This window comes from Mesorhizobium sp. LjRoot246, assembly GCF_964254115.1.
Classification (GTDB): Bacteria; Pseudomonadota; Alphaproteobacteria; order Rhizobiales; family Rhizobiaceae; genus Mesorhizobium.
Genome location: NZ_CAXUSN020000001.1, coordinates 5,790,857 through 5,817,710, shown reverse-complemented (window position 1 = coordinate 5,817,710; position 26,854 = coordinate 5,790,857). Strand labels below are relative to the sequence as shown.

Sequence of the window (26,854 nt, the reverse complement as noted above, 5' to 3'; positions counted from 1 at the left end):
CAACAGCGCTGGTCGGTACGATCACTGAATCATGAAGCGCGAGCTGAACGGCAGGCTTGCCGCGCCTACGGCCTTCGGGCTGATGGTGACGCGCGCCGGCAACGCTTCGATGGTGGCGAATTCCCGGCTGATGTCGGCGCACAACGCCTTGGCGATCTTCTGCGGCGCATAGCTGGACAGGACGACCGTCCTGAACTCGACAAACTGGGTCAGTGCGGAGATCGACGCTTTCAGGCGGTTGGAGCATTCCCCCAGCCATTCGCTGTAGGCCTCGCCAAGGTCAGGCCACTCAGGGCTGCTGCTCCAGATGATTTCGGACGGACGCCCGCGCTTGGTCAGTTCGCTCTCCAGGCGCACAAGGCCATGATCGAAGCTGGCGCTGGAGTTTCCCTTGTAGATCTGGTGGTTGAGGATGAGCCTGCTCTGCAGCCGTGCTCCGAGATAGAAGAACAAATAGTCGTTCAGCGGCTTGGCGACGCCGAACATGCTTTCGCCGCCGGCTGCCGCGGTGATGTCGTTCTGCACGAAAACCGGCAGCTTGCTCTGCTCCTCGATCTCGCCTTGCAAAGCCTTGAGGGAGGTGCTCGATCCGTTGCGGGTTGCAGCCATGGCGTCGACTTCGTCGGGAACGGCCAGCCCGATGCCGGCGACGCGGCTGCGCGCCTCGACCGGCAGGCTCGTCATGGCTTGCCCGATCGCCCCCAGCAAATCACTGCTTTGCGGAAACGGATTGGCTTCATCCGCCGGCAACTGCTTGTGGAAGCGCACGGTGCCGATGAAGTCGATGAGCGCGATGTCGATCCTGCGCCGGCTGAAGCCGACGCCGACCGCATAGGCGCCCTCCGGGTTGAGCGAAAGCGGGATGGTGGGCGGCCCGACGCGGCCGCGCTGCGCCTCGCCCTGCGAGACCAGGCCTTCCTGCTCGAGGGAACGGACGATGACCGAGGCCGTCTGCGCCGACAGGCCGGTCTTCTCGCCGATTTCCATCCGCGAAATGCCTTCGTTCTGCAGCAGTAGCGACAGTACCAGCCGCTCATTGTAGCTGCGCACGCTCAACGCGTTCAATCCGCTCGCACGATCGGCGATGCGCAACGGATTGGGTGGTGCGAATCTCATGTCAGGCAAGGGTCGCCCCGTCGGTAAGAGCGCATTGCCTGGCGATACCGGGATTGCTCATGTGGAGCGGCTCCAGCCGATCGCGTCGACCGCGCGGGCGAGTGCGGTGCCAAGCAATCTGTGCGCCTCGACATCGATATGAAACCCGTCGGCTTCGCTGCAGGATACAACCGAGCCGGCATCGAAAAAGTGCAGTTCGAGCGAGTCCGCCAGGACCTCGAACTCAAGCGCGAGCAGGCGCGATTTCTCCGGCGCGCCGGCGAAGATGGACTTCCATTCCTTGACGTCGTCCTGCATCGGTGGTGGCGCCACGATCATGATTTCCGGGGTGGTGCCGCCCGGGCCGGGCGCCAGCTCCTTGATGTCGTAGACGAGGCAGCCGATGCCCATCGCCACTTCCGACGGCGGCTTGTTGAAGCGGATCTTCAGATCATTGGTGCCGAGCATGATGATGACGAGATCGAGTGTCGCGTGGCTCTGCAGACAAGGGCGAAGATAGGTCCGGCCGTTCTTGTGGGCGCCCTCGATCGGATCGTCATGGACGGTCGTTCGACCGCTCAATCCCTCCTCGATGACGTACCAACCGGCCCCCAGCTGAGCACGCAGGATTCCCGGCCAGCGTTCATCGGGTCCATAGCGCTGGAGCGGTCCTTTGCCGGGCATTTGGCCGTGTGTGTTGGAGTCGCCGTAGCACAAGACTGATCGCATGTTTTTCCCGCTGGGACTGATCACGCGCCGTACAGGCGAGTGTCATCCATGATGGATAGCGGAGCGGTGAAACGCAAGCAAGGGAATAGTCATTCAACATGACTAACTATTGACAGGTCGAAACCGCTGTGCTTCTAAAGTGCCCGGAGGAGTTCTCGACCGTCATCATCGTCCAGCAGAAGTTGGGCTTCGACACGTATGTGTTCGAGGGGCGGGAGAATTGCGTGCATCGGTCGGTTTGCGACGACGAGCATGCCATTGGGAGAGCGTCTCGCGGCCCGTGCGAATTCGCACGGCCGGGGCAACCACAAGGAGGAGAGTTCAATGTTAGGATTGCTGAAAACCGTCGGTCTGGGAGTGCTCGTTGCGTCCGCGCTTGTCGCGACGTTGGCGCATGCGGAAGATGTCAAGCTGATGGACGGCGTCGCGCCGCGCCCCGACGACACGCGCATGACCGCGGCCGGTGCGTTCAAGAAAGATCCGCCCTGGGTCATCGGAATGAGCGACTTCGGCGTCAACGCAAACACTTGGACCGTGCAGGTGGCACATGAGGCGGAGAACGCCGCGGCAAAGGACAAGCGCATCTCGAAATTCATCCTGCTCGATGCCGGCTTCGACCAGAAGAAGCAGGTGGCCGATATCGAGGATCTGATCGCGCAGCATGTCGACGCGATCATCGTTCAGCCGGTGACCAGCACATCGGCGAATGCCAGCATCGCCAAGGCGGTCGCCGCCGGCATCCCGGTCATCCTTCACACCGGCCGCATCGATTCCGATGCCTACACCACAGAAATCCAGGGCGGCGCCGAGCACTTCGGCAAGGTGATGGGCGACTGGCTGGTGAAGACCGTCGGCGACAACGGCAAGATCTGGGTCCTGCGTGGCCTTGCCGGCCATCCGGAAGACACCAACCGCTACAACGGCCTCCTGGAATCGCTCAAGGGCACGCATGTGCAGATCATCGCCGAGGAGCATGGCGACTGGCAGTACGACAAGGCCAAGAAGCTGTGCGAGACGCTCTATTTGAACAATCCGCAGGTCGACGGCATCTGGTCGTCCGGCGCCGACATGACGCGCGCTTGCGTCGATGTCTTCAAGCAGTTCGGCACGCCCATTCCGCCGATTTCGGGCGAGGGCAACAATGGCTATTTCGGCCAGTGGATCACGGACGGATTCAAGTCGATCTCGCCGGAATACAGCCCGGCCCAAGGTGCGGCCGGCGTGCGCGCCGCCGTCGCTTTGCTCGAGGGTCAGCAGCTCTACAAGCGCTATGTCTACAATCCCGACGGCTGGGACAAGGACAAGGCCGCCAAATACTATCGCGACGATTTGACGGCCAATGTCTGGTGGCCGAGCGAACTGCCCGAGGACAAGCTCAAGGAATATTACGGCAAGAAGTGACGGCGCTGTGGCTGGCGGGGAGTGGACAAGCATTCCCCGCAGGCCGCTCCATCTGTTGAATCCTGTTCGTTCGAGGGTTTCGTGACCAATCTTATCGAGATGTCCCACATTTCGAAGGCGTTCGGAGGGAGCAAGGCGCTCCACTCCGTTTCCCTCGATCTCAAGGGGGGGAGCGTTCACGCCTTGATGGGCGAGAACGGCGCCGGCAAATCGACGTTGATGAAGATCCTGGCGGGCGTGCATCAGCCCGATTCCGGCGAGATCTTCATGAACGGGGAAAAGCTCGATCTGAAGTCGCCGCGCGACGCGCTGGATGCAGGCATTTCGACTGTTTTCCAAGAGCATTCGCTGCTGCCCAATCTGTCGATCGCCGAGAACATGTTTCTCGGCCGGGAGCCGACGACCCGGTTCGGCTCGATCGACTATCGCGCGATGAGCAGCCAGACCGCCAAGGCGCTTGGCGAACTCGGCCTCACGCTCGACCCGTCGCAACTCGTTTCCAACCTGACGATCGCCGAGCGGCAATTCGTCGAGATCGCGCATTGCATCCAGGCGGACGCCAGCGTGCTCATCCTCGATGAGCCGACGGCGGCGCTCAATGCGGCCGACGTCGATGTGCTCAACCGCAACATCCGCCGGCTGCGCGATAAGGGAAAGGCTGTCGTCTACATCTCGCATCGCATGGAGGAGATCTTCGAGCTCTGTGACACGGTGACGGTGCTGAAGGACGGCGCACTGGTCGGCACCAGGATGGTGTCCGAAATCACCACCGACGAACTCATCGCCATGATGGTCGGACGCGAACTCCAGGACCTTTTTCCCGATCGTACGGGCGACAAAGGCGACGAGATACTGCGCGTCGAAAACCTCAGGATTACCGAGACATCGCAGCCGCTGTCGCTGACTTTGCACAAGGGCGAGATTGTCGCCCTGGCCGGCCTGGAAGGGCAGGGCCAGCAGCGCTTCCTGCGATCGCTGATCGGTCGCTATCATCCCTTCGCCGGGACGATTTCCATCAACGGCAAAGCGCTGAAAATGCCGCTCCCGGCATCATCGGGCGTTCGACATTTGCAGCAGCTGAAGGTCGGCTTCGTCCCCGAGGACCGCAAGGAAGAGGGGCTCTTTCTCGCATTGCCGATCGCCCACAACATCGCCATCGGATTGCATTCGAGGCGACCCGAACTTGCGCCGGCGCGACCGTATCGAAACGTCATCGCCCGCATGATGGAGGTCATGAACATTAAGGCGGCTGGGCCATCCGCTCCAGTCGGCTCCCTGTCGGGTGGCAACCAGCAAAAGGTTCTGCTCGGCCGCTACCTGGCCGCCGATCTCGACCTTCTGCTGGTGGAAGAGCCGACCCGCGGCGTCGACATCGGCGCCAAATCCGAGATCTACCATCTGCTGCGCGACTTCACCCGCAAGGGCGGCGCCGTGCTGGTGCTGTCGCGCGAGACGATCGAGCTGATCGGGCTCTGCGACCGCATCTACGTCGTCCATCACGACACCATCGTTGCAGAAATGCCGGCGGCGCAGGCGACGGAACACAAGATCCTCGACGCGGCCCTGATGGGCGGCTCCACGCGCCAGCATTAGGGGGCCTTCATGTATCGTTCGCTTTTCAGCATCCTGAGTGGCCGGAACACACGGCAAGGCCTGTGGGGCCTGCCGCTGCTGGTCGCCTTGCTCATTTCGCTGTGGCTGACCGTCGAGACGACACAGTTCGCAACGGCTGAAAACCTCTTCAACCTGGTTGCCCAGGCGATGCCGCTGATCATCGCGGCGATCGGACAACTCGTCGTCGTGCTCATCGGCGGGCTCGATCTGTCGGTCGGCTCGGTCATCAGCTTCACCACGGCGGTGCTGGCGCTCGACCAGCCGGCGATCGTGCTGATCCCGGCGGTCTTTCTGCTGGCCGCACTCATCGGGCTGATCAACGGCCTGGCGATCACCCGCTTCAACGTCCATCCGATCATCGCGACGCTGTCGACGCAGTACATCGTGCTTGGCATCACGCGCATCTTGCGTCCCGTCTCCGGCGGCACCGTGCCGGAGATCGTCATCGCCGCCGTCTCGGGCAGTTTCCTCGGCATTCCCTATCCGGCCTTCTGGGGCATCGTCGTGATCCTGGCAGCGTGGAAGCTGCTCTACGGATCGCGATACGGGCTGCATCTGTTTGCGATCGGCGGCGGCATCGCGTCCGGCGCCGAAAGTGCCGCCCGCAATTTCGGCGTCGCCGACCGTCGCAACATCATCCTCGCCTATGTGGTCTGTTCCTGCTTCGCGGCCGTTGCCGGTGTCTTCCTGGCCGGGCGCATCGTGTCGGGCGATCCGAATGTCGGGCTGCTTTTCGAACTCGACACCGTCACCGCCGTCGCCCTTGGAGGCACGCAGCTCTCCGGCGGCATCGGCAGCCTGCACGGCACGGTGATCGGCGCGCTGGTCATGGCGCTGCTGGCCAATGGCATGAACCTCGCCAACGTCTCGCCCTTCGTCCAGACCGCTATCAAGGGCGGCATCCTGCTGGCGGTGGTCGGGCTGCAATCCCGCAAGAAAATGGGGCTCTGAGCGATGACTGCCGTTCTCGCAAATCCGATTGCCCGGCGTCTGCTTCGCATCCCGCCGTCCTATTTCGTTTTCCTCGTGCTGCTGGCGACGTTGTGGATCGCGCGGCCGAACATGCTCAACCTCAACATCATGGGCATCTTCATCAGGCAGATCGTTCCGCTCGGCATCCTGGTGCTGGGGCAACTCGTCGTCATGCGGGTGAAGTCGATCGACCTCTCCGGCGGCGGCGTCATCCTGCTCATCAACTATTTCATCTCGTCGGGCACTTTCCCCGGCGCGTCGCTGCCTTTCTTCGTCGCGCTGGCGCTCGCCACGGGCCTCGTCATCGGCCTGTTCAACGGCTTCATGATCGGCAACCGGCGAGTGTCGGCGGTCATCGTGACGCTGGCGGTCAGCATCATCCTGGTCGGGTTGGTGCAATTCCTGTCGAGCGGCAATCCGCCCGGCGACGTGCCGAAGCTGTTCAACGACCTCTACAACACGAAATTCCTGTCGGTTCCGACGCCGGTGCTGTTCTGGATCCTGCTGACCGCCGCGGTGTCGCTGCTTTTGTCGCAGACGGTGTTTGGCCGCTACGTCGCCTCGGTCGGCGAGAATGCCGAAGCAGCCCATTTCTCGGGAGTGCCAGTCCAGCGCACCGTCATCCTGGCGCATACGCTGGCCGGCCTGATCGCGGCGATCGCGGCCCTGGTGCAGACAGGTTCGATTGCCGTCGGCAGCGTCCGCGTCAGTCTCGATCTGCCGATCCTGGCCGTCGCGGCAACGATCCTCGGGGGCGTCGTCTTCGGCCGTGGCGACGGCGGCGTCTGGGGGCCTTTCTTCGGTGCGCTGTGTTTTGCGCTGCTGTTCGTGGTGATGACGGTGCTCGGCATCGACGAGCCCGGCAAGCTTATCGCTCAGGGCGTCATCATCCTCGGCGCGGCGATCTTCTACGGAGTGCGCGTGCGAACCCCCTGACGTGAAACAGCGAAAGGCAAGCGGGCACCGGTGTTCGCCGGGACCGATAAAACCGCGCGTTCAGACAATTGGCAAACAGATGGAGAGACATGGATGTCACCGCCAAAAAACATCATGTGCTACGGCGACTCGCTGACCTGGGGCTGGGTTCCGGTCAAGGAGGGATCACCGACCCACCGCTATCCCTATGATCAACGCTGGACGGGCGTGATGGCGGCAGCACTGGGAGCGGGCTATCACATCGTCGAAGAAGGCTTGAGCGCACGCACGACTTGTCTCGACGATCCCAACGATCCGCGCTTGAACGGGGCCAACTACCTGCCCTCGGCCATCGCCAGCCATCTGCCGCTGGACCTGGTCATCGTGATGCTCGGTACAAACGACACGAAATCCTATTTTCGCCGGACGCCCTACGAGATCGCCAATGGAATGGCGAAACTAGTCGGGCAGATCCTGACCAGCGCCGGCGGCATCGGCACCCCTTATCCGGCCCCGAAGGCGTTGGTCATCGCGCCGCCGCCGCTGACGCCGATGCCCGATCCATGGTTCGAGGGCATGTTTGGCGGCGGCCACGAAAAATCCAGGGATCTGGCCAGGCAGTACAAGGCGATGGCGGATTTTATGAAGATCGACTTCCTGAATGCCGGCGATTTCGTCACCACGGACGGTGTCGACGGCATCCATTTCACCGCAGGAAACAACGCCGATCTGGGGCGCGCGGTCGCCGACAAGGTCAAGTCGATCCTCGAGCCAAGCCGCGTCAGCACCGCCGCCTGAAGCCGCAACGCCCGCCGGCTTGCGGCACACAGGCCGACGGAGTGTGTCGCACCTTCCTCCCGCGATACACAAAATACGGGGCCGGACGATGAGTTCGACCCCGTATTTTTGTTGCTTGGATGGCTGTCCTGGTCAGGTTCTGCTCGGCATTCAGAGTTGCGGGGCGGGATAGATTAAGTCGTCACCTTGCCCTGGTTTGAAGACTGCGAAATTTGCCGCCCCCAATTCCGATATATAATCATGCAGGCTACGGATGAAGCCCTTCACATAGGCTGGTTTGTTTTCGCCATAAGGGTCTACGACAATCAGCGTCGGCCGGCGCAGCTGATCGGAAATGGGAATGCGTCGCAATTCGGGGCCGTCGGGGCTCGCGTCACGATTTGGCTTTATGTTGAGAACGGAAACGCCCAATCCATTCGAAACGGCGGTGCGGACCGTCTCGTAGGATCGGGTACGCAGTCCAAGTTTCGGGCGGCGAGCGGCGAAATCAAAAAGCGCCATCAGATAGGTGCGTGACTCCGGTAGATCGAGTAGCACCAATGGCCGTTGCGAGAGGTCCTCCATGGATACCGTCTCCTTGTCGGCCAGACTGTCGTCGTAACGAACAAGGGCGTGGGCTGGGACTTTGCAGATTGGGGTAATGCCGCTGCCGTATTCCTCACCGATATCGTAGGTAACGACAAGGTCGAGTGTTCCCGCGGTAAGCCAACCGCGTAACTCCACCTGATCGCCTTCGTAGAGGCTCACTTCCGATTCACCGATCTCCGCAACCATGCGCTTGATCACCGGTGGAATAAGCAATGGACCGAGGGGTGAAAAACAGCCCACCCGTATCGAATGCTCTCCCGAATGGGCCAGTTCGTCCAGCGATGAAAAAAAATCGGCGCTTGCCGACAAATATCGCCTTGCTGAGACAAGAAACTTCTGGCCCGCTGGCGTGACGACAACGCCATGGCCCTTCCTCCGGTCGAACACTCGGGTTCCGGCGGCTTGCTCCGCCATCTCCATTGCCGCAAGAATAGAGGATTGCGAAATGCGCAATTGAGTGCTGGCGGCCGAAATGCTGCCGCGCTTGGCAACTTCGACGACATATTCAATCTGGCGGACCGTAAGCGACATAGCTATTTTTTGTATCTGTTCGTTTAAATTATACATTTTATGACAGAGGGGTGACGTGCTGTAAATCCGCCATCGGGAAGTGATGGAGGAACTGGGTGCTAGCCGGCATAAGCAATATCAACGAGATTTGTCAGTGGACTGCCAAGGAGCTGACGAATGCGTTTGCCGCCGGCGAATTGAGTCCCGTCGATGCGGTGGCGGCCGTGCTCGAACGCGCCGAAGATGTCCACGCAGCGCTCAATGCCTTCACTGTGATCGATCATGACGGAGCGCTTGCCGCGGCGCGCGCATCGGAAAAAAGGTGGAGGACCGGTACAGCCCTGTCGCCAATCGATGGCGTGCCAACCACGATCAAGGATATCGTGCAATGCCAGGGTTTGGACGTCCGCTATGGAAGCACCACGACAAGCGATATCTCCGGCCAGCCCGACGCGCCGTCGGTAAGAAATCTGCGCGGGGCAGGGGCTGTTATCATCGGCCTTACGATTACGCCCGAATTCGGTTGGAAGGCCGTTACCGACAATCGCAAGGACGGCATTGCTCGCAATCCGTGGGATGCTTCCAAGACGCCGGGTGGCTCTTCCGGAGGCGCAGCCATCGCTGCCGCAGCCGGCGCGGGTGTTCTTCACCTTGGAACCGACGGTGGCGGGTCGATACGGATCCCCGCATCTTTCACCGGCGTTGTCGGGCACAAGCCCAGTTTCGGGCGGGTTCCCGCCTATCCGGCGAGTTCGTTCGGCACGGTGGCGCACATAGGGCCGATGGCGCGTACCGTTGAGGACGCAGCAGCCATGCTGAATGCCATGTCAGGCCGAGATCTCCGCGACTGGGCCCAGCCTCCAAAAGCCTTCCCCGATGTCTCGCTGCACCATGTCAATTGGTCGGAGAAGCGGGTCGGCTACTGGAAAACACCCTGCGTGGGCGGTGTCGATCAGTCGGTGACCGAGGCGGTCGATGTCGTGTTGAGAGACCTGGAGTTGGCAGGCGCCAGAATCGCGGAAATACGGCTTCCGGAACAGGATGCTCTGCTCGAGATATTCTTTCGTCACTGGTACGTTGGGGCCGCCAACCGGCTGTCGTCGATAAATCCTGGAGACCACGACATGCTTGATCCAGGGTTTGTCCACGCCGCGCGGATTGGTCAGCGGTATACAGCGGTCGAGCGCATGCAGGCTGAGACCCGTCGCGCCCAGTTCGGCGCGCAGATGGACGCGCTTCTCGACCAGTTCGACTACGTCGTATCGCCCTCGGTTCCGATTCCCGCTTTCGACATCGGCTATGACGTTCCCAAGGACAGCGGGTTTGAAAGCTCCTTTGAATGGTCGTCCTTCAGCTTTCCGATTAATTTGAGCCAGCAACCAGCCTGTTCGGTGCCCTGTGGCTTCACGGCAGACGCACTGCCGATCGGCCTGCAAATCATCGGCGCGCGTGGCGACGACGAAGCAGTTCTGAGCGCTGCTCTGACTTACCAGCAGATGTATCCGGAACGCTTTCTGACACCGGGTGGCAAATGGCCTGCCATCGGAAGAAGGGAGGACTGATGCAAACCGCTATTCCCTTCGTTCTCAACGCCCTCACGCTCATCAGCATCTTGCTGATCGTCTCGATGGGCCTCGCCATCATTTTTGGGTTGATGAACGTCATCAATCTGGCCCATGGCGAGTTCATCACCATCGGCGCCTTTACCCTGGTGGCAGTGCAAGCAGCCGGCGGCAGCTTCTGGCTCGCCCTGCTGCTCGCCCCAGTCGTCGGCTATTGCGTCGGACTCGCACTTGAAAAAGTGCTTATCGCGAGGGTCTATAAAAACCCACTCCACGCGATCCTGGTCACCTGGGGTCTGAGCCTCATTATACAGCAGGCTCTGGTGCTGACATTTGGGGCAGCGCCACAGCGAGCGGTGGGTCCGTTTGCCGGCGCGATTGACATCGCAGGGGCCAATTATCCCGCCTATCGCATATTTCTGATCGGCTTTGCGCTTGCGACTTTCGCCGTGACAATTCTGCTGTTCAAGCGGACGCGCTTCGGCCTTGATCTCAGGGCGTCCATCCAGAGCACCGAGATGGCAGCCGTCATGGGTGTCAATGCCGACAAGATAAACGCAAGGGCATTCGCATCTGGTGCCGCGCTGGCGGCGCTTGCTGGCGTGCTGCTCGCGCCGCTAACCTCGGTCACCGCCTATATGGGCATCAACTACCTGGCGCGATCGTTCTTTGTCGTTCTGGTCGGCGGTGCGGGCAGTGTCGCGGGCGTCGCAGCCGGCAGCAGCATCATTGGCGGACTCGAGACCGCGCTATCCTACCAGATCCCCACCACGGTTGCGCAGGCCCTCGTTCTGGTCCTGGCGATTGTCATTCTGCGTTTCCGTCCGAACGGGATACTTTCGTCATGAGTGCGGTCGGACAGTCCACGCGCATTCGCGACCGTGTGAAGCCGGGTTTCGTGCGGCCCTCGACGCTGATCGCCATCATCATGCTCGCGGCATTGGCGGCGATGCCGGTCTTTGTCGGCGGCTACACGCTTTCCAATTATCGCGACATCATCCTGCTTGGCCTTTTTGCTTTGAGCCTCGACATGTTTTGGGGGCGTACAGGCATTTTGAGTTTCGGTCATGCCACGTTCTTCGGGCTTGGCGCCTACGGCATGGCCATCGCCTCGACCCGCTTTGGCATCGACCCGCAATGGGTGAGTTTGGCTGGTCTGCTCTTCGGGGTCGGCATGGCGGCGCTGGTGGCGTTGGCCGTTGGCTATTTCATTTTGTATGGCGGGGTGCGTGGCGCCTATTTCACGATCGTCACCCTGGCGCTGACGCTGATCGCAAATCAAATCGCGGTTGGCTGGTCCAGCGTGACCGGCGGCGATTCCGGGCTGATCGGCGTGCCGCCCTTCTCGATCTTCGGATACAGCCTCGGTGGCACCACAGCCTCATACTATCTGGCGCTCGGCATTCTGGCCGTGTGTCTCCTGGCGGCTTTACGCGTCATGCATGGGCGTCTTGGCCTCGTTTTGACCGCCATCCAGGACAACGAAGTCAAAGTGCGCACGCTGGGCTACCGGACGCAGTTCATCCTGCTGATGACGTTCACAGCTTCGGCGGCAATGGCCGGCCTGGCGGGTGCCATCTATGCCACCGGGACCGGATTTGTGGCGCCTGATCTGATCGCGCTGTCGCTGTCGACCGAAGTCATCATCTGGGTGGCGGTGGGGGGCAGCGGGACGCTGACAGGCGCCGTCATCGGCACCTTCGTCGTCTGGCAGCTTCAGCAAAAAGTCAGTTCGCTCAGCATCGAGGCGTGGCCGCTATTTATCGGCTCGTTCTTCATCCTTCTCGTGCTGGTGTTTCCCAAGGGGGTGCCCGCTTTCGTCATGGACAAGGTCCTTCTTCGCAGGAAAAACGAAGGGGCAGGGCAATGAGCGACGCATCAATTCCCGTCCTCAAACTCAATCGCGTCAACAAGCGGTTCGGCAATTTTGCAGCCGTGACGGACGTTTCCGAGGTCTTCGCGCCCGGTGAGCTGATCTGCATTATCGGGCCTAATGGCGCGGGCAAAAGCACGCTTCTCAACATGATCTGCGGGACGCTGCCCTTGAGCGAAGGCTCGATTGAATTTGGCGACATCGCCATCGACGGGCGGGCACCCGAGCAGATCGCAAAACTTGGCATTGCGCGGAAATTTCAGGTTCCAAGCGTATTCGAAAGCCTCACCGTGGCTGACAATCTGAGGCTGTCCATGCCCCGAGGGGCCGATAGCAGGCGGCTGGAGGCCTTGCTCGCCAAGGTTCATCTGCTGGGCGATCGCGACGTTGCGGCGGGCAATCTGCCGCATGGCAAGAAGCAGTGGCTCGAGATCGGCATGGCGCTCGCCATGGAGCCGAAGGTGCTGCTGCTCGACGAACCGACGGCGGGTCTGTCGGTGGACGAGACGCGGGACACCGCACGGTTTCTCAAGGACCTCGTTGGTCGCGTGACGGTGATCGTCATCGAACACGACATGGCCTTCGTGCGCGAATTGGGTGCCCGCACGATCGTCATGCACCACGGTGCGGTGATCGCCTCCGGTCCGTTCGATCTCATCGAAAGCAATGAAACAGTCCGCGATGTCTATCTGGGGCGGCGATAGATGTTGACGGTCAAAGCACTCACCTCAGCCTACGGCTCGGCGCAGATCTTGAATCGCGTGAACCTCGATTTGGCAAAGGGCGAAGTTGTGGCTCTGCTGGGCCGCAACGGCGTCGGCAAGACAACGCTTTTGAAAACAGTCATGGCCATCGTGACGCCAACTGGTGGTGAGACCGTACTCGACGGTCGCGCCATCACCAATCTGCGCACCCACGAAATAGCGAAGGCCGGCATCGGCTATGTACCGCAGGGCCGCGGCATCTTCGACAAGCTTACTGTCGAAGAAAATCTCAAGATGGGCCTGCGCGCCAATCCGTCTGCGTCAGCCGGTATTCCTGACTTCATCTTCGAAAGATTTCCCATTCTGGATGAGCGCAGGCGTCAGGTCGCAGGCACCATGTCCGGCGGTCAGAAGCAGCAGCTGGCGATCTCGCGGGCGATGTGTGGCGACCCCAAGGTCCTGCTTCTTGACGAGCCGTCGGAAGGCATCCAGCCCAACATCATCCAGGACATTGGCGTTTTCATCCGCGACCTCGCAAAAACGCGCGGAATTTCAGTTCTCCTTGTCGAGCAGAATCTGGGGCTGGTGAAAAGTGCCGCCGACCGCTTCGCCATCATGGTGAAGGGGGACGTGGTCTATGGCGGCGCCCCCGCCGAACTCGACGATGAGGAATTGCTCCAGCGGCATCTGTCCGTCTGAGGCGCAACGAGTCAACAAAAGCAAAGGGGAACGACATGACTTCCAGATTGATTACCAGACGTGCAACGCTCAAGCGGCTCGGTGCTGGAGCGGTGGCGGCATCCGCCTTCTCGCTTGGCATGCCAAGCATTCTTCGAGCCCAGCAAGGACCGATCAAACTTGGCTTCCTGTCAGGTATGACTGGTCTCGAAACGATCTTGGGCGAGACCCAGCTCAATTGCTTCAAACTGGCGATCAGCGAAATCAACAAGGGCGGCGGCATTGCCGGCCGGCAGGTCGATTTTGTCGTGGAAGACGATCAGACCACGACACGCGGAGCGATTGAGAAGGCTCGCAAGCTCATCAACGATGACCAGGTTGACGCTATCATAGGCCTTATTGCCAGCCTGACGCATGTGGCAGCGCGCAGCGTCACGACGCCGGCAAAAAAGCTCCTGATGTACACCACCTATTACGAGGGTGGGGTCTGCGAACGCTACTTCTTCTCAACCGGCCAGGTCCCCAACCAGCAGATTGACCCGTCGGTCGCTTGGCTGACCGCAAACACCGGCAAGTCCACCTACATCGTCGGTTCGGACTACGTCTGGCCCCGTAAGAGCGCCGACGCCATCAAGGCGTCGATGGAAGCAAAGGGCGGAAAGGTGCTCGGCGCGGAATTCCTGCCATTCGGCACGCAGGATTTCGGTCCCGTTTTCGACCGGCTCAAGGCAGCCAATCCTGATTTCGTCTGGTGCATGGTGGCCGGCAGTGACGTTATCACCTTCCTCAAGCAGTATCAGAGCTTCGGCTTCAAGCAGCAATTGTTCTCCAACGGTCTCGATGAGCTGTTCTCCTTCTTCCACCCTGAGCTGACGGCCGGAACCTTGTCGAACCAAGCCTATTTCATGGGGCTGGAAAACGACAAGAATGCCGCCTTCAAGAAGGCCTATGCCGACATGTTCGGCGCCGACAAGCCGATCGATGCCATCGGCGAAGCGGCATACGATGCCGTCAATTTGTACAAGCTGGCGGTCGAGAAGGCGGGGAGCACGGAAACCGAGGCCGTGATCGACGCATTTCGTCAGGTCGAATTCGATGCGCCGCAGGGCAAGGTCGGTTTCGCCGCCAACAATGTGATGCGGTCCAACAGTCTTCTGGCGCGAGGCAACGACAAAGGCCAATGGGACATCGTCGAGAATTTCGGCCAGATCGATCCCGAGGTTACGGGTTGCAGTCTGTAGTCCGGCTGAAATGAATACTGCAGTGGCGGATTCGTTGGAAATGAGCGTTGTGGCGGCGCTCACCGCCATTCGCGAGCGCGATGTCAGTGCCCAAGAGCTGACATCGCGCTTTCTCAAGCGCATCGAAAGCGGCAATGGCGATATCGGTGCGCTGCGCCATACCTTGGCCGATCAGGCAATTGAAGTGGCGCGCGCCATGGATGTGCGCATCCGAGCCGGGGAGGCGCTCCCTCCTCTTGCCGGACTGCCCGTCGTCGTAAAAGAGAATTGCGACACCGTCGGCGCGCCCTGTTCGGCTGGATTGTCGTTTCGCGCAGACCACATGCCGTCGACAGATTCGTCTATCACCGCGCGTCTGCGTGCGGCAGGCGCCATCGTGCTGGGCGTATCTGTCAGCGATCCCGGAGCGTTCGGCGTACGCACGCCGGACGTCACTCATCCCATCGACCCCGCTCTGACGGTCGGTGGCTCAAGCGGCGGCTCGGCAGCAGCGCTGGCGGCCGGCTTCTGTCTGGGAGCGATCGGAACAGATACCGGTGGCTCGATCCGCATTCCCTCCGCTTGCTGCGGTACTGTTGGTTTGAAACCGACCTTTGGGGCTTTGCCGATGGGAGGTATTTTCCCTCTCATTCCGTCCCTGGATCACGTCGGCCCCATGGCCAGAACGGTCGAAGATGTGGCACTGCTATGGGCGGCGCTTTGTAACGACGAGGGTGGCAACGGCGCTCGCGTGCAAAAGATCGGATTTGATCCCATTTGGCTGCAGGAAGCGGACGCAGAAATCAGGGGTGCCTTTGGTCAGGTGCTGGACCTTCTCAAAGCGCAAGGCATCGAATGCCAGGAGGTTCAACTTCCCGATCTCGATGAGATTTCCGAGATGCATGGGCGCATCTTTTTTGTCGAGGGAGCCGCCTACCACCACGCCAACTTCAAAAAGCACATTGGCAGCTATCCGGCGATCGCCCAAAGCTGGTTTGCTGCGGCGCTTCAGGCGCCCGTGGGGGATTATGTCAATGCATCTGAGAAGAGGGTTCGATTCACCGACCAGGTCAATCGCCTGTTGGAGGATGTCGATGTCATACTGACGCCGACCCTCTCGGTGTCACGTCCGCGACGCGATGCGGAAGAACTGATCGTTTCGGGCAAGTCTTGCGACTTTACGATGGCGTTGGTCAGGCAGACATGTCTTTTCGACCACACTGGACATCCAGCGCTTGCGATGCCGCTCAATGATTCGGCCGAGACCCCGCATCCCAGTCTTCAGATCGTCGGACGTCACCGAGGCGAAAGCAGAATTCTGAGGTTCGCTAGAGCACTCGTTGGCACCTAGTCTGATTTCTGGCGACACAATGCCGGACGAAAACTAGAAGATCTGATTCCATGGATTTTTCGTCCAATCCACTAGTGATTGTGGGCGATTTGACTCTGCCTGATCTCGTCGATACTGGCCTTAATCGCCTCGATTTGATGGGCAACCTCCCGTTCGTCAACAAATCCGGATGTCGCCAGCGTCTCTTCAGCAGCCCTGAGCCAGCAATCGAAATATTGCAAGTCGACGTCCTCCGACGTCAGTTTTACATCTGCGGATTGATGCTCCTTCAGATCTTTGGCCAACCGCTCCTGGAATTCTATCCATTCCAGCTTGTGGCCTTTCACCAACGCAACCATGACGGCGAAAATACGCGCGTGCCATGGCTCGCGGAACAGGGGCTCGCCATCGCATCTGGGCGGCATGGTGGATCGGGCCAGGCCGATCACGTCACGATGCTGCTCAAACCGGTTCAAGATAGGACTCCCAAAGGTCGGCATTTATCGTTTCCCCCGCTTCCGCTGATTCTCCCCAAAGGCTGCGGGCAGGAAAGGCGATGGTGTAGCAGTGCTGCGGGCATTGTCCTTTGCCGGCAGCGACGGTGTCAGCGAATTGAAACACGCCGGAATCGTGGGTGACGGTGCCAACCCGACCGCGCAGATAGCGCGGAACGCGCGTGTGGTCTTTCGGGGCGTTGACCGTCACGCGCACCGACTGTCCCACCTTGAATCTCGCCGGCTGGCTGTCAGAGGGAAATTCCAGCGATGCACCTGCGATGAACGCTTCGATCAGCACTTGCGGCCCTATAGGAGACCGATTCGTCATGTCGGCATCGAACTCTTTTTTGCCGGTCTTTAACTCGTTCTCGTTCACCAGCCCCGCCTCGAGGAGCAGGGTCTCGGTCGCCATGACCCATCTCTCGAAATAGCTGTGACGGAGAGATTCATCTGCCGAAATACGCTCCAAAGCACGCCTGAACGTATCGGAGTTGAAAGGAACAACACCGGCCAGGGCTTCGACGACACCGAAAGCCCTTCTTTGCCAGTCTGCCCGAAATGTATAGTCATTGTGCCGGTCGACCGGCCCAAAGCCATGCATGCCGCCCATGTCATGAATGCCGTCCACTAAACCGTCCCCAGCATGAGTTGCTCCACCTATAGCCTTGCAGTGCCGATCATGCCGTCCCGCGTGACCATTGCGGCCAGTTCTTTGACAGATGCGCCTTCCGTACCTGATGGCTTTTTTGGGATGACCAAATATCGCACTTCCGCAGTGCTATCCCATACGCGCACTTCAACATCATCCGGAACGTCATAGCCGAATTCGGCAATAACGGCGCGCGGTTCGCGCACGACGCGCGACCTGTAGGCAGGGTTCTTATACCAGGCGGGCGGCAGGCCAAGTACTGGCCACGGATAGCAGGAACACAAAGTACATACGACGACGTTATGAACCTTGTCGTTGTTTTCGAGTACACGAATATGCTCGCCCTGGAAGCCGCTGAAACCCATGTCGTTGATAGCGGCGGTTCCGTTGCTCAGCAGCCATTCGCGGTATTGCGGGTCCGTCCAGGCTCTTGCGACGACGGCCGCGCCGTTGCGTGGTCCGACGTCGCGCTCGTAGTGTTCGACGATCGCGTCCACGGTATCCGGGTTGATTAGACCCTTTGCGATCATCAGTTCTTCGATGGCCCGCACCCTGAGGGCCGCTCCCTTCTCGATCTCGTCATGATCGTGATGGTGATGGGTACCGGCGTCGGCGTGATGGTGGCTGGCGCCGGCGTTGTGTTCATCGCTCATGACTCGTTTCCTGGTCGATCGACAGCCGGGTGTTCCGGACCTGCTCTAGTTGGCTTTCGGCGAGAGCGGCATAGTCTACCGAAACCGCAAGAATTTCTTCCAGAATCCTTGCGCTAGAAAGGAGTTCTGCATCGGAACCGAGCTTTCCTATCAGCTGGATGCCAAGTCCGCGGCCATCGAGCAGCCTAAGGCCTGGCATGGCAACCACAGGATGACCCGTCTGGCTAAACAGCGCCGTGTAACGCACCGTTGCCGCCAGGATGGGATAGCTTTTGTCGTCCAGGACAACTTGCCTCTCGTTCCGAAAGGGAGCATGCATCGGCAATATCGGCAACATCAATATATCCACCGATCCGAATGCCTGTTCCACTTCGAACCTTAGCTTTCCGCGTTCATCCTCGGCCTTCTCGAAGTCCTCCGCATTCACGGAAGCCCCCAATTCCACAGTCGATTTCGCGACTCCGGGATAGGATTCCCAAGCGTCTCCAAAATGACAAATGTGATAGTCGGCGATCTCTTTGACGGCGTTCACCATGTGTACCTTCATGGTCCGCTCCGGACTCGGAATGGAAAGATGTCTTATTTCGATATCCGCGTCTCCAACGCCGGTTAGAATCGCCGCCAACGCTGATTTGATCTGCGGTTCGGCATCGGCATAATAGTCTTCAGAGACGCCGATGCGCAGCGGCCGCTTTCCAGCCGGAGACATGGCAAAGCCTTCAGGATCGAGAACAGCCTGCAGAATGTGCAGATCCGCAACACACCTTGCCATCGGCCCGACGTGATCGAGACTCGGCGCAAGAGGCCGTATGCCGTCGAGTGGGACTCTTCCCCAAGACGGCTTGAAGCCATAGGTGGAACAACAATAGGAGGGGATGCGGATGCTGCCGGCCGTGTCGGTGCCGATCGCGGCATAAGCCAAACCGGCGGCGACAGCGGCAGCCGAACCGCCGCTCGATCCACCGGCTATGCTGTTGGGGGCGACCGGATTTACCACGGCAGGCGTGCTGGTGCCGAACGCGCCAGAATCCGTTTCCGCGACCCCTATGATGACAGCGCCCGCCGCCCTCAGTTGCCGGACCACGGAGGCGTCCTGGTGCGGGTAGTATCCGGAGAGATGGTTTAGCCCGCCTTTGCAGCGCGCGGGCACCGTATCGATCAGGTCCTTGACCGCAATCGGTATGCCATCGAGGGTGCCCAGACTCTTCCCCAGCCGCCGTCTTTTATCGGAAGCATCCGCATCGTCGAGTGCCCGTTCTCCAACGACATCGCTATAGGCGCCTACCCCCGGATTCAGCGCCAGCACCCGGTCGAGGGTCTCTTCGCACAGTCCCATCGCGGTGATATCACCACGTTGAAGATATCTGGCGACTGTCTTGACGGTTGCAAACGCTAAATCGTCTGAACCGACCTGGGCAGTGCTTGTATGAATTGGCGAAGCCTCCATCATGTCCAGCTTCCTGATACGAACTGGCCCGGTATCGCTGCGCGGCCGGGCATGCCGCGATTGTCCCGTCCACCTGCAGTTTATTCGGCCCCTACGTTGATACGCCGGCAATCGCGTTGAGCATCCCCGTCTTGTCATGGCAGTTGAAATACGAAAACGACTGGTCGGCTGCCTTCAGGACCATCATTTCGTGGTAGAGCCGTATGTTGACGGTTTCGCCAGTGTCGGCAGCCTGTTGGAGATGCCTGATCCATGGCCCGAAGATCGCAAGGTGTGTGGGCGTCTTGACCCACTTCTCTGGGGCCGCGAGCGAATGCCAGGCGCTGACGCTGTATGATTTTTCGGCCCAAACACCGTCTTCCACCACCGTCATGTAGCGGTTGAAATAGCAGCCCAACTGTGCACCCTGATCACGAATTTCGATCATTCCGGCGTCCAGGGACGGTTTGATCTTGTCCAGATAGAAAGCCAGTTCGTCGCCTTCCGCTCTCGACCAGTCTTGCCCGGAGCGCAGTAGGCAGAGATTGTCATGAGGGATGATATTGACCATACGCCCGCGTGGGTCCTGGCCCGTCGCTAGGGGGGGATCAAGCCGGGGAGCACCAACAGGCTCAAGTGCATCTGTCTGCGCTGCGGGAAGCCTGTCCCTCGCCGAGCCAAAATATGCATTGGGATAGCTGCGGAACATTTTTGGCGAAAGCTTTGCGAGGCCTTCAGGTTCCGCGTGTGAAAACGTTGTTTCGAAGTCGGCGGCGCCGGGCGTGTATGCCTCGCAGAACGCTCCGATTTCGCCATTCAAGTCGAGGCCCTGATGCCACCACCCGGCCGATAAGGCATTTCCCCAACGGCCGCATGTGGCGCTATCGTCCCAGTAGGCGACGATCAAGTTGTTCCAATAGCCTTTTTCGTCTTCATATCGGGCTCGATCCCGGTGTCTCGGCCCATCGGCAGCGTTGAATGCCGCTTCGATGGTTGCGATTGCGGCGCTCGGATCGATACCGGCGGGGCATTGTACTCCGAAATAAATGATCGACAGATTCCTGATACTGGGGTCGAACCCAGCCGAAAATGCGAGCGGCTCCGGCTTATACCTTGCCGGAGCACGCAGCGGCTGCGTTCGCTCCACTCGCAGGTGCTCCGGTATGGCAGGCTCCAGTTGGGATAGATCAGGCATCATTCCTCACTAATCTTCGCTGGAAGAGCCACTCTGGAGAGAGCAACGGCCCGGGCGTTGACCGGTTTCGAGTTGTCGGTTCCCTTTCTCGCCGTCTTGGGATGCAACGACTTATCTGCTTTGCGGCGGAAGAAGAAAAAAGCATCGGCGCCAGCTCCAGCGATGCCCTTGGGAAGCAACAACACAAAGATCACGAGGACCGTCCCGACGACCGTGTTTTGTATGTCCGCCATGCCGCGCGAGACTTCCACCAGGCTCATGATCAGCATCGCGCCGAAAATTGGGCCCCATGTCGACCGCAGCCCGCCGACGATCATCATCGACAGGATGAGAACCAGCGTCGGCAGTTCGAACAGGCTGGGTCCGGCAAAGCGGTAATGCGTTGCATAGACTGCCCCTGAGAAACCAGTGAACATGGATGTAATTGCAAAGGCGATCATGTGGAATTTGGTCAGGTTTATACCCCTGCTGGCTGCATAGATTGAGCTGTCCTTCAACGCTCGGAACGCCAAGCCCAACCGTCCGTGGATGACAACGATCGAAGCGACAAACGAGATAGCCAAAGACACAAGGACGACGAAATAGTTGCCGACAATCCAATTGCCTTTCAGAAGCGCCCGAAATCCGAAATCCTTGAACCCAGAAAATCCATTGGTGCCTCCAAAGAGTGGCTGACAATTGCCGCCGATCGCCGTGAAGCAGGCGGAGTCCGTGGTTATCAAGGAGTAGGCCATGAAGGCGATAGCGAACGTCAGAAGCGCTACATACGCCGGAGCAAGGCGAATACAGGCGAGGCCGATAAACAAAGCGGCCACAGCCGCAACTGCGGCTCCGGCGGGTATGGAAATCCAAGGCGACAGATCGAGGTAGGTGCCCGCCATGCCAACGGTATAGGCGCCGATCGCAAAAAATAGCATCTGGCCCAGTGAGAACACACCAGCGTGTCCCATCAGGACATTCCACTGTATCGCTACCGATGCCCACAACATGAATACGATGATTTCACCGAGGATGTATCTCTGTGTAACAAAGATGGGCAGCGCGGCTATGGAGACAAATAGAACGACCGCGCCGATCAGATGCCTTTGCATTTCACTAAGCTGGCTCATGCGCGAACGACGTCCTGCTTGCCGAACAGTCCCGCTGGCTTGACGATCAGCACCAGGATCACGAGCCCCAGCATCACAGGCAGTCCGTACCGAGCGCCAAAGAAGTAGCTGATCGTCGCTTCCAGAAGACCAAATGCGATGGCGGAAACGCCGGCGGCCGGAACGCTTCCGAGTCCAGCCACCACACAGATGACGAAGGCCCGTATAAGCGGGGAGGACCCCATATCTGGCGACAGACCCACGCGGGAGGAAATAAGCATGCCCGCTGCCGCAGCCAGGACCCCAGCGATGACCATAACCTGAAGATAGGCGCGGTGCGTGTTGACGCCCATGAGACTGGCTGCATCGGGATTCATGGCAGTCGCTCGAATGGCAAGTCCGAACTTACTGCGGGTCAGGAGCCAGGCGACGCAGCCAATAAGCAGTCCGGCAACCAGTAAGATCAACACGGACTGATAGGGTATTGCGACGTCACCGACCCAAAAGGATCCGTTTATCTGCAGCGGTTGCTTGAAGGGATAACCACCATATTTCTTCAGGATCAGATCCTGCAGCAAAGTGGCGACACCGACCGTTGCCACCATAACGGTTGTTTGAAAATCCTCGGTATCAAGCATGAAGCGGACCACGAGCACCTGCAGCAATGCGCCAACCAGGGCGCCAGCAGCGATGCCGGCAATAAGGCCCATATAGATCGGAGCTCCAAAGACAGTTGAGACCGTGTAGGCGGCATAGGCGCCGATCGTCATGAACACCCCGTGCGCCATGTTGAACATGCCCATGGTTCCGAATGCCAATGCGAGCCCGACCGAGGCCAGGGCATACATGGCGCCCATGGTGAGCCCGGTGGCGAAAATCTGCACAAAGATGTTCACGCGTTCTAGTTCCCCAAATACGTCTTAAGGACATGCGCTGAATTCGACAGTTCATCGGCTGACCCATGCCAGGCGAATTCGCCGCCATCCAGCAGGTGGAATGCTGTGGCAACCTTGTTCACGCGGCTTAGATCTTCCTCGACCACGATAATCGACTGGCCGTCCTTCGCCATATGCCCAAGAACCTCGTAGATGTGGTCCGTCACCAGTGGTGCCAGCCCGAGCGATGGCTCGTCGACCATCATGAGCAGGCCTTTGGCCATCAATCCGCGGCCGATCCCGACCATCCGCCGTTCACCGCCAGAAAGGGAGTTCGCTCGCTGCGTCCGGCGGTCCCGCAGTTTTGGAAACAGCGTGTAGACTTCGTCCAGCGTCTTTCCGACGTCGGCATCTGATCTTGCAAAGGCGCCCATCAGCAGATTTTCCTCTACCGTCAACCCTGTGAACAGCTGGTCGCCCTGGGGCACATGAACCAGTCCCAGCCTGGCTATGTCGGAGGCCCTTGCCGGCAGTTTCCGCCCATTGAATTCGATCTGACCAGACCAGATCGGAAGCAGGCCCGAGATCGCTTTGAGCAGCGTGGACTTGCCGTGCCCATTGGGGCCGATAATGGCTGCAATCGCCCCGCGCTCTATCTCAAAATCAATCCCGTGAAGCACCTTTTGATGGTGATAACCCGACGAAAGGGCCTTGATTGACAGGAGTGGGGTCACGCGACTACGCAGCTCCCAATATTTCTGCTTGCGACCCTAGGTAGACGGCCTTGACCGTAGGATCCTTGGCAATGCCGCGGGGGTCGCCATCATAGATGAGCCTGCCCTGGTGGATAATCAGAGCCCGGTCCGAGACTGTCGTCAGGAAGCGCATGACATGCTCAATAAAGACGATGCATGTACCTCGGCCGCGCAGATGGAAAATCAAATCGATGAATTCGTCGATTTCGGCTGGGTTGAGACCGCCTACCGGTTCATCAAGCAACAACAGTTTCGGCTTGTGTACCACCGCCGATGCCACCATGAGCTTCTTGCGTGCCAAAGCCGGAATGTCCGAGACCAACGAGTTTGCGATATCCGCAAGACCGTATTCTTGCAAACAGGCCATCGACCTTTCTCGGAACGCCTTCGTCAGCAACAGTCCCGGACGTTCGCGGCCTGACCCGTAGACAACCGCGGCGAGCATGTTCTGCAGAACCGTCAGACTTGCAAATCCACTGGTGACCTGGAAAGTTCGCGCCATTCCCATATGGAAGAGCTTGTGGGCCCTGATGCCGGTGATCGCCTTGCCCTGAAAGGTAACCTGACCGCTTGTTACTGCGGTCAGGCCTGAAATCACGTCCAGAAAAGTCGTCTTGCCGGCTCCGTTGGGCCCCCCGATACCAATAGTCTCACCACTTCTGATGGACAGACTGATCCCGTCAACCGCAGCCAAAGCACCATAGTGCTTTTTGACGTCGCGACATTCGAGGAGTGGCTCAACGTCAAACGGCATTGGCTTCACTCTACGCCTTCATCCATTTCGGCAGAACGAAATCGTGATGGTTGTATGGCTTGGGTGCTATGAGAAATCCGGACTTGGTCTTGTCCTGGATCTGATTGTAGCAAAGCGGAGCCGCAAGCGATGGATCGTCTGTCTGGACCGGGTAGCTGAAGACCGACTGTGTCTCCGGGTCGAAATGGACGCTGCCAAACACCGAACGGTAGATCAGCGACTTGAGCCGATCCGCGATCTTGCGGTTTTGGTCGGCTTCATAAGCCTTTCCCGCCCCGCCCGCGAGCGCTGCCGCGATCGAATACATGTAGAGGGCCGTGTAGGTCTGGGCGCCGCTTAGAGGTGAAGCGTTGTCACCGTAAGCGCCAAGGTAGTTCTTCGTGAAAGCATTCCCGAGTTCATCCTCCAGAACGCCAAGGCTTGTCGCATACAATACGCCCTCTGACGCGTCGCCGGCCACGTCCCGGAAGATTCCAAGGGATGCGCCATATTGCATGTAGATCAAGCTGTTTGTCGGATTGGTTATGAACTGCAGCATGAACTGCGCCTGGTCCTGCGGAAAGAAGTGTGTAACCGCAATTAGGGCCGGCGGATCGGCGCGCAGCTTGGCCAATGTCGGGCCCCACTCGGACGTCGGGGCCTGCACCGTCTCGTACAGCGAAACCTCCAGATTGTATTTCTTGGCGGTGTCACGGATGCTCTGCGCGATGTTGATGGAGTACGTCAGAGGCCCGGTGATAATCGCGAGCTTGCGGTTAGAAAGCTTCAGTTGGGCCGAGTCTTCCAGGCGCTTGATGAAATCCAGATAAGAGTATCCGTAGAAATATTCGGACGGGCAATACATGAATGATCCCCAGTATTTTTCCGGGTCTTTCTTCACGAGATCGCAATGGGCGCGAGCGGTATCTGCGTTGAGGTAAACCATCGACGCGTCCGCCGTCAGGTTCTGCAAAGCGGTCTGTGAGCCAAAATTGTAACCCGAAATGAGGACATTGGCCCCATCGCGGTCAATCAGGCCCTGACCTGCGCTGACGATGAGATCGTCGCCGCCACTTTGAGTGTCGGCGACAACAATTTTCACTTGCCGACCCAATATGCCGCCAAGTGCGTTGATTTCCTTCGCCGCCATCTCAAGGCCGCGTTGAAATTCAATGCCGTCCGGGGAGGCGACGCCCGTGAGTGGAAGTGGCGCCCCGATAATAACCGGTTCGGACGATTGCGCTGCGGCAGACGAGTTCAAACCCGCCATTATTGCGGCCGAACCAAGCCCGCTCATGCCAGCTGACTTCAGGAAGTTGCGCCGGGACGCATCAGTTTTTCGTTCGCTAGTCATGGTATTTCCCTCCATTGTTAAATTATGCATCGGGCTCAGCGTCGTCTGGCTGGCATCTGATACAGGGGCAGTAGTTCCCGTTTGCCTTCACCTCTGCTGGGCGAAGGTTCTTGTTGTTTTTTAGTCGCGCCTGCGAGAAGTTCTTAATGCAGTTCGAACCGCCATCGGCATCAACTCTTGTCGGGCCATTTTCCACCCAGTCCGATAAACCGGTCGGGGTACATCTGCTGGATTGTGAGAGCAGCGCTGAGCACACTTCCATCGGCACCGCGAGGGCCAATGATCTGCAGGCCAATAGGCAATCCGCTCGCGGTGAATCCGCATGGCACCGAACAAGCCGGCTGTTGGCTCAAATTGGCTGGGAAAGTGAACGATAGCCATTCGGTCCAGTCAGTCATCCCGCTATTCCTTGGCACGTGCAATTCAGCTTCGAATGGCGGAATGGCCACCGTCGGGGCAAAAATGTAGTCGTATTCTTCGAGCAAGCCATCCATCTGTGCGCCGAACCTGACCCGCCGAATTTCGGACTGCATGAGGTCAACAGCGTTGTAACGCCCGCCGATTTGCGCTGCCTTGACGAACCCTGGGTCGATCAGCTGATGGTCCTGAATATCTATTGAGGCCAGTTTGGTGGCAGCGGCGACATACCAATGGCGGAGGAACATCTCGAACAAGGCGTCATGGTCGGGAAGCAATGTTTCGATGACGGCGCCACCGGCCAACGAGATGTCCTCCAGCACACTTTCGACCGCGCCTATGACCTCTCGGTCGGCAGTGCCTGTGAATGGCGTTTTCCAGTAGGCTACCCGTTTACCTGACCAGTTCACCGATTTGACGTCGATGCCGCCGAAACTCATGGGCGCTTGGGTCCAGTCGCGAATGTCGCGTCCTGCCATGGCGTTCAGCATCAAGACCGCGTCGTCGACCGTCCGGGTCAGGGGGCCGATGTGAGCCAGCGTGCCGAATGAACTGGCGGGATGCACCGGAACACGCCCGAAACTCGGTTTGAATCCAACGACGCCGGTGAACGAAGCCGGTATCCGTATAGACCCGCCGCCATCGCTTCCCAGGTGGAGTACTCCGGCGCCGGTCGCTGCCGCGACAGCCGCGCCTCCGGACGATCCACCCGGAGTCATAGCGCTATCCCAGGGATTGCGTGTGATGCCGTCCTTTGGATTGTCGGTTACAGGCTTCCAGCCGAACTCGGGCGTCGTCGTGACGCCGATTATTATGGCGCCGGCATTTCGCAGGCGCTCCACGGAGGGGGCGTCCGGCAGCGAGGCGGTGTTCGGTGTCGTCTTGCTGCCGAAGCGGATATCCAGCCCTCTGCAGTAGGCGACATCCTTGATTGTGATCGGAACGCCGTCGATCGGCGAGGCGGGCTCGCCCATCTTCCACCTTGTCTCAGACGCCCTTGCCGCAGACAGCGCTCCATCCCGATCGATCACGGTAAATGCGTTGAACGCCTCCTGCGTGGCTTGCGCCCGCTCGAGAGCCGCTTTCGTCACCTCGACTGGAGACAATAATTGCCGCGCATAACGCCGAGCAAGTTCTCCGGCCGAGGCACTGCACAAGTCAGCCTTCTGTTCCTCGAATAGCACCAACGTACACCCTCCTGAGCGAGGGGGGTATTCTCAGCC

26 protein-coding genes are annotated in these 26,854 nt (G+C 59.4%); 12 read left to right on the top strand and 14 right to left on the bottom strand.

What is annotated here, in order from left to right; all coding sequences use genetic code 11:
• Positions 1 to 21: 21 nt before the first annotated feature.
• Positions 22 to 1,116: an ROK family transcriptional regulator gene (locus ACSQ3L_RS28255; RefSeq protein ID WP_436162888.1), complete on the bottom strand. Its 1,095-nt coding sequence runs from the start codon at positions 1,114 to 1,116 to the stop codon at positions 22 to 24.
• 57 nt (positions 1,117 to 1,173) lie between these two features.
• Positions 1,174 to 1,824 carry an SGNH/GDSL hydrolase family protein gene (locus ACSQ3L_RS28250; protein WP_436162887.1) on the bottom strand — a complete coding sequence of 217 codons (651 nt, stop codon included), beginning with the start codon at positions 1,822 to 1,824 and terminating at the stop codon, positions 1,174 to 1,176.
• Between the two features lie 324 nt (positions 1,825 to 2,148).
• Here ACSQ3L_RS28250 and ACSQ3L_RS28245 point away from each other — a divergent pair, with 324 nt between their 5' ends.
• From ACSQ3L_RS28245 to ACSQ3L_RS28225, 5 genes are all read left to right on the top strand, one after another.
• Positions 2,149 to 3,225, top strand: a complete 1,077-nt coding sequence (locus ACSQ3L_RS28245) for a substrate-binding domain-containing protein (protein WP_436162886.1) — start codon at positions 2,149 to 2,151, stop codon at positions 3,223 to 3,225.
• 81 nt (positions 3,226 to 3,306) lie between these two features.
• Positions 3,307 to 4,818 (top strand): sugar ABC transporter ATP-binding protein, encoded by a 1,512-nt coding sequence (locus ACSQ3L_RS28240; protein ID WP_436162885.1) that lies wholly within the window; start codon positions 3,307 to 3,309, stop codon positions 4,816 to 4,818.
• A gap of 9 nt (positions 4,819 to 4,827) precedes the next feature.
• Entirely contained in the window at positions 4,828 to 5,790 is a 963-nt protein-coding gene (locus ACSQ3L_RS28235) for an ABC transporter permease (protein ID WP_436162884.1), read from the top strand.
• A gap of 3 nt (positions 5,791 to 5,793) precedes the next feature.
• Positions 5,794 to 6,747: an ABC transporter permease gene (locus ACSQ3L_RS28230; protein WP_436162883.1), complete on the top strand. Its 954-nt coding sequence runs from the start codon at positions 5,794 to 5,796 to the stop codon at positions 6,745 to 6,747.
• A 93-nt stretch (positions 6,748 to 6,840) separates the two neighbouring features.
• Positions 6,841 to 7,524, top strand: a complete 684-nt coding sequence (locus tag ACSQ3L_RS28225) for an SGNH/GDSL hydrolase family protein (RefSeq protein ID WP_436162882.1) — start codon at positions 6,841 to 6,843, stop codon at positions 7,522 to 7,524.
• A gap of 150 nt (positions 7,525 to 7,674) precedes the next feature.
• Here ACSQ3L_RS28225 and ACSQ3L_RS28220 read toward each other — a convergent pair whose 3' ends face one another.
• Positions 7,675 to 8,643, bottom strand: a complete 969-nt coding sequence (locus ACSQ3L_RS28220; protein ID WP_436162881.1) for a LysR substrate-binding domain-containing protein — start codon at positions 8,641 to 8,643, stop codon at positions 7,675 to 7,677.
• A 95-nt stretch (positions 8,644 to 8,738) separates the two neighbouring features.
• Here ACSQ3L_RS28220 and ACSQ3L_RS28215 point away from each other — a divergent pair, with 95 nt between their 5' ends.
• The 7 genes from ACSQ3L_RS28215 to ACSQ3L_RS28185 are packed head-to-tail and all read left to right on the top strand — an operon-like array spanning position 8,739 to position 16,010.
• The gene (locus tag ACSQ3L_RS28215; protein WP_436162880.1) at positions 8,739 to 10,184 is read left to right on the top strand and encodes an amidase; all 1,446 of its coding nucleotides are present in this window, start codon (positions 8,739 to 8,741) and stop codon (positions 10,182 to 10,184) included.
• On the top strand, positions 10,154 to 11,032 hold the full coding sequence (locus ACSQ3L_RS28210; protein WP_436162879.1) for a branched-chain amino acid ABC transporter permease: 879 nt from the start codon (positions 10,154 to 10,156) through the stop codon (positions 11,030 to 11,032). The genes ACSQ3L_RS28215 and ACSQ3L_RS28210 overlap by 31 nt, the downstream gene beginning before the upstream one ends.
• Positions 11,029 to 12,054: a branched-chain amino acid ABC transporter permease gene (locus tag ACSQ3L_RS28205; protein WP_436162878.1), complete on the top strand. Its 1,026-nt coding sequence runs from the start codon at positions 11,029 to 11,031 to the stop codon at positions 12,052 to 12,054. Before ACSQ3L_RS28210 ends, ACSQ3L_RS28205 begins: the two co-directional genes overlap by 4 nt.
• The gene (locus ACSQ3L_RS28200) at positions 12,051 to 12,761 is read left to right on the top strand and encodes an ATP-binding cassette domain-containing protein (protein ID WP_436162877.1); all 711 of its coding nucleotides are present in this window, start codon (positions 12,051 to 12,053) and stop codon (positions 12,759 to 12,761) included. The genes ACSQ3L_RS28205 and ACSQ3L_RS28200 overlap by 4 nt, the downstream gene beginning before the upstream one ends.
• The gene (locus ACSQ3L_RS28195; RefSeq protein ID WP_436162876.1) at positions 12,762 to 13,460 is read left to right on the top strand and encodes an ABC transporter ATP-binding protein; all 699 of its coding nucleotides are present in this window, start codon (positions 12,762 to 12,764) and stop codon (positions 13,458 to 13,460) included. It begins immediately after the preceding gene.
• Positions 13,461 to 13,495: 35 nt separating this feature from the next.
• Positions 13,496 to 14,680, top strand: coding sequence for a substrate-binding protein (locus tag ACSQ3L_RS28190; RefSeq protein WP_436162875.1), 1,185 nt, complete (start codon positions 13,496 to 13,498; stop codon positions 14,678 to 14,680).
• A gap of 40 nt (positions 14,681 to 14,720) precedes the next feature.
• Positions 14,721 to 16,010 carry an amidase gene (locus ACSQ3L_RS28185; RefSeq protein ID WP_436162874.1) on the top strand — a complete coding sequence of 430 codons (1,290 nt, stop codon included), beginning with the start codon at positions 14,721 to 14,723 and terminating at the stop codon, positions 16,008 to 16,010.
• Positions 16,011 to 16,081: 71 nt separating this feature from the next.
• On the opposite strand, the gene ACSQ3L_RS28180 is transcribed toward ACSQ3L_RS28185, so the two are convergent.
• The 11 genes from ACSQ3L_RS28180 to ACSQ3L_RS28130 form a co-directional block, all read right to left on the bottom strand.
• Complete coding sequence (locus tag ACSQ3L_RS28180) at positions 16,082 to 16,465, bottom strand: nitrile hydratase accessory protein (RefSeq protein WP_436162873.1); 384 nt, start codon at positions 16,463 to 16,465, stop codon at positions 16,082 to 16,084.
• Complete coding sequence (gene nthB, locus ACSQ3L_RS28175; protein ID WP_436162872.1) at positions 16,452 to 17,114, bottom strand: nitrile hydratase subunit beta; 663 nt, start codon at positions 17,112 to 17,114, stop codon at positions 16,452 to 16,454. Before nthB ends, ACSQ3L_RS28180 begins: the two co-directional genes overlap by 14 nt.
• 29 nt (positions 17,115 to 17,143) lie before the next feature.
• Positions 17,144 to 17,788: a nitrile hydratase subunit alpha gene (nthA, locus tag ACSQ3L_RS28170; RefSeq protein WP_436162871.1), complete on the bottom strand. Its 645-nt coding sequence runs from the start codon at positions 17,786 to 17,788 to the stop codon at positions 17,144 to 17,146.
• Positions 17,778 to 19,238: an amidase gene (locus ACSQ3L_RS28165; protein ID WP_436162870.1), complete on the bottom strand. Its 1,461-nt coding sequence runs from the start codon at positions 19,236 to 19,238 to the stop codon at positions 17,778 to 17,780. Before ACSQ3L_RS28165 ends, nthA begins: the two co-directional genes overlap by 11 nt.
• Positions 19,239 to 19,326: 88 nt before the next feature.
• Positions 19,327 to 20,412 carry a phenylacetaldoxime dehydratase family protein gene (locus ACSQ3L_RS28160; protein WP_436162869.1) on the bottom strand — a complete coding sequence of 362 codons (1,086 nt, stop codon included), beginning with the start codon at positions 20,410 to 20,412 and terminating at the stop codon, positions 19,327 to 19,329.
• Positions 20,409 to 21,518, bottom strand: coding sequence for a branched-chain amino acid ABC transporter permease (locus tag ACSQ3L_RS28155; protein ID WP_436162868.1), 1,110 nt, complete (start codon positions 21,516 to 21,518; stop codon positions 20,409 to 20,411). The genes ACSQ3L_RS28160 and ACSQ3L_RS28155 overlap by 4 nt, the downstream gene beginning before the upstream one ends.
• On the bottom strand, positions 21,515 to 22,393 hold the full coding sequence (locus tag ACSQ3L_RS28150; protein WP_436162867.1) for a branched-chain amino acid ABC transporter permease: 879 nt from the start codon (positions 22,391 to 22,393) through the stop codon (positions 21,515 to 21,517). Before ACSQ3L_RS28150 ends, ACSQ3L_RS28155 begins: the two co-directional genes overlap by 4 nt.
• A gap of 5 nt (positions 22,394 to 22,398) precedes the next feature.
• Positions 22,399 to 23,106: an ABC transporter ATP-binding protein gene (locus ACSQ3L_RS28145; RefSeq protein WP_436162866.1), complete on the bottom strand. Its 708-nt coding sequence runs from the start codon at positions 23,104 to 23,106 to the stop codon at positions 22,399 to 22,401.
• Positions 23,107 to 23,110: 4 nt separating this feature from the next.
• Entirely contained in the window at positions 23,111 to 23,881 is a 771-nt protein-coding gene (locus tag ACSQ3L_RS28140; RefSeq protein WP_436162865.1) for an ABC transporter ATP-binding protein, read from the bottom strand.
• Between the two features lie 10 nt (positions 23,882 to 23,891).
• Positions 23,892 to 25,214 (bottom strand): ABC transporter substrate-binding protein, encoded by a 1,323-nt coding sequence (locus ACSQ3L_RS28135; RefSeq protein WP_436162864.1) that lies wholly within the window; start codon positions 25,212 to 25,214, stop codon positions 23,892 to 23,894.
• 170 nt (positions 25,215 to 25,384) lie between these two features.
• A complete protein-coding gene (locus ACSQ3L_RS28130) occupies positions 25,385 to 26,815 on the bottom strand; it encodes an amidase (protein WP_436163551.1) in 1,431 nt (476 codons plus the stop codon).
• Positions 26,816 to 26,854: the final 39 nt, after the last annotated feature.

Excerpts from the sequence above, each read along its gene's own strand:
- ACSQ3L_RS28165 (WP_436162870.1), bottom strand. The coding sequence starts at position 19,238 with ATGATGGAGGCTTCGCCAATTCATACAAGCACTGCCCAGGTCGGTTCA.
- ACSQ3L_RS28230 (WP_436162883.1), top strand. The coding sequence starts at position 5,794 with ATGACTGCCGTTCTCGCAAATCCGATTGCCCGGCGTCTGCTTCGCATC.
- ACSQ3L_RS28205 (WP_436162878.1), top strand. The coding sequence starts at position 11,029 with ATGAGTGCGGTCGGACAGTCCACGCGCATTCGCGACCGTGTGAAGCCG.
- ACSQ3L_RS28255 (WP_436162888.1), bottom strand. The coding sequence starts at position 1,116 with ATGAGATTCGCACCACCCAATCCGTTGCGCATCGCCGATCGTGCGAGC.
- ACSQ3L_RS28155 (WP_436162868.1), bottom strand. The coding sequence starts at position 21,518 with ATGAGCCAGCTTAGTGAAATGCAAAGGCATCTGATCGGCGCGGTCGTT.
- ACSQ3L_RS28140 (WP_436162865.1), bottom strand. The coding sequence starts at position 23,881 with ATGCCGTTTGACGTTGAGCCACTCCTCGAATGTCGCGACGTCAAAAAG.
- ACSQ3L_RS28220 (WP_436162881.1), bottom strand. The coding sequence starts at position 8,643 with ATGTCGCTTACGGTCCGCCAGATTGAATATGTCGTCGAAGTTGCCAAG.
- ACSQ3L_RS28200 (WP_436162877.1), top strand. The coding sequence starts at position 12,051 with ATGAGCGACGCATCAATTCCCGTCCTCAAACTCAATCGCGTCAACAAG.
- ACSQ3L_RS28250 (WP_436162887.1), bottom strand. The coding sequence starts at position 1,824 with ATGCGATCAGTCTTGTGCTACGGCGACTCCAACACACACGGCCAAATG.
- ACSQ3L_RS28225 (WP_436162882.1), top strand. The coding sequence starts at position 6,841 with ATGTCACCGCCAAAAAACATCATGTGCTACGGCGACTCGCTGACCTGG.
- nthA (WP_436162871.1), bottom strand. The coding sequence starts at position 17,788 with ATGAGCGATGAACACAACGCCGGCGCCAGCCACCATCACGCCGACGCC.
- ACSQ3L_RS28185 (WP_436162874.1), top strand. The coding sequence starts at position 14,721 with ATGAGCGTTGTGGCGGCGCTCACCGCCATTCGCGAGCGCGATGTCAGT.
- ACSQ3L_RS28210 (WP_436162879.1), top strand. The coding sequence starts at position 10,154 with ATGGCCTGCCATCGGAAGAAGGGAGGACTGATGCAAACCGCTATTCCC.
- ACSQ3L_RS28245 (WP_436162886.1), top strand. The coding sequence starts at position 2,149 with ATGTTAGGATTGCTGAAAACCGTCGGTCTGGGAGTGCTCGTTGCGTCC.
- ACSQ3L_RS28235 (WP_436162884.1), top strand. The coding sequence starts at position 4,828 with ATGTATCGTTCGCTTTTCAGCATCCTGAGTGGCCGGAACACACGGCAA.
- ACSQ3L_RS28190 (WP_436162875.1), top strand. The coding sequence starts at position 13,496 with ATGACTTCCAGATTGATTACCAGACGTGCAACGCTCAAGCGGCTCGGT.
- ACSQ3L_RS28135 (WP_436162864.1), bottom strand. The coding sequence starts at position 25,214 with ATGACTAGCGAACGAAAAACTGATGCGTCCCGGCGCAACTTCCTGAAG.
- ACSQ3L_RS28195 (WP_436162876.1), top strand. The coding sequence starts at position 12,762 with ATGTTGACGGTCAAAGCACTCACCTCAGCCTACGGCTCGGCGCAGATC.
- ACSQ3L_RS28160 (WP_436162869.1), bottom strand. The coding sequence starts at position 20,412 with ATGATGCCTGATCTATCCCAACTGGAGCCTGCCATACCGGAGCACCTG.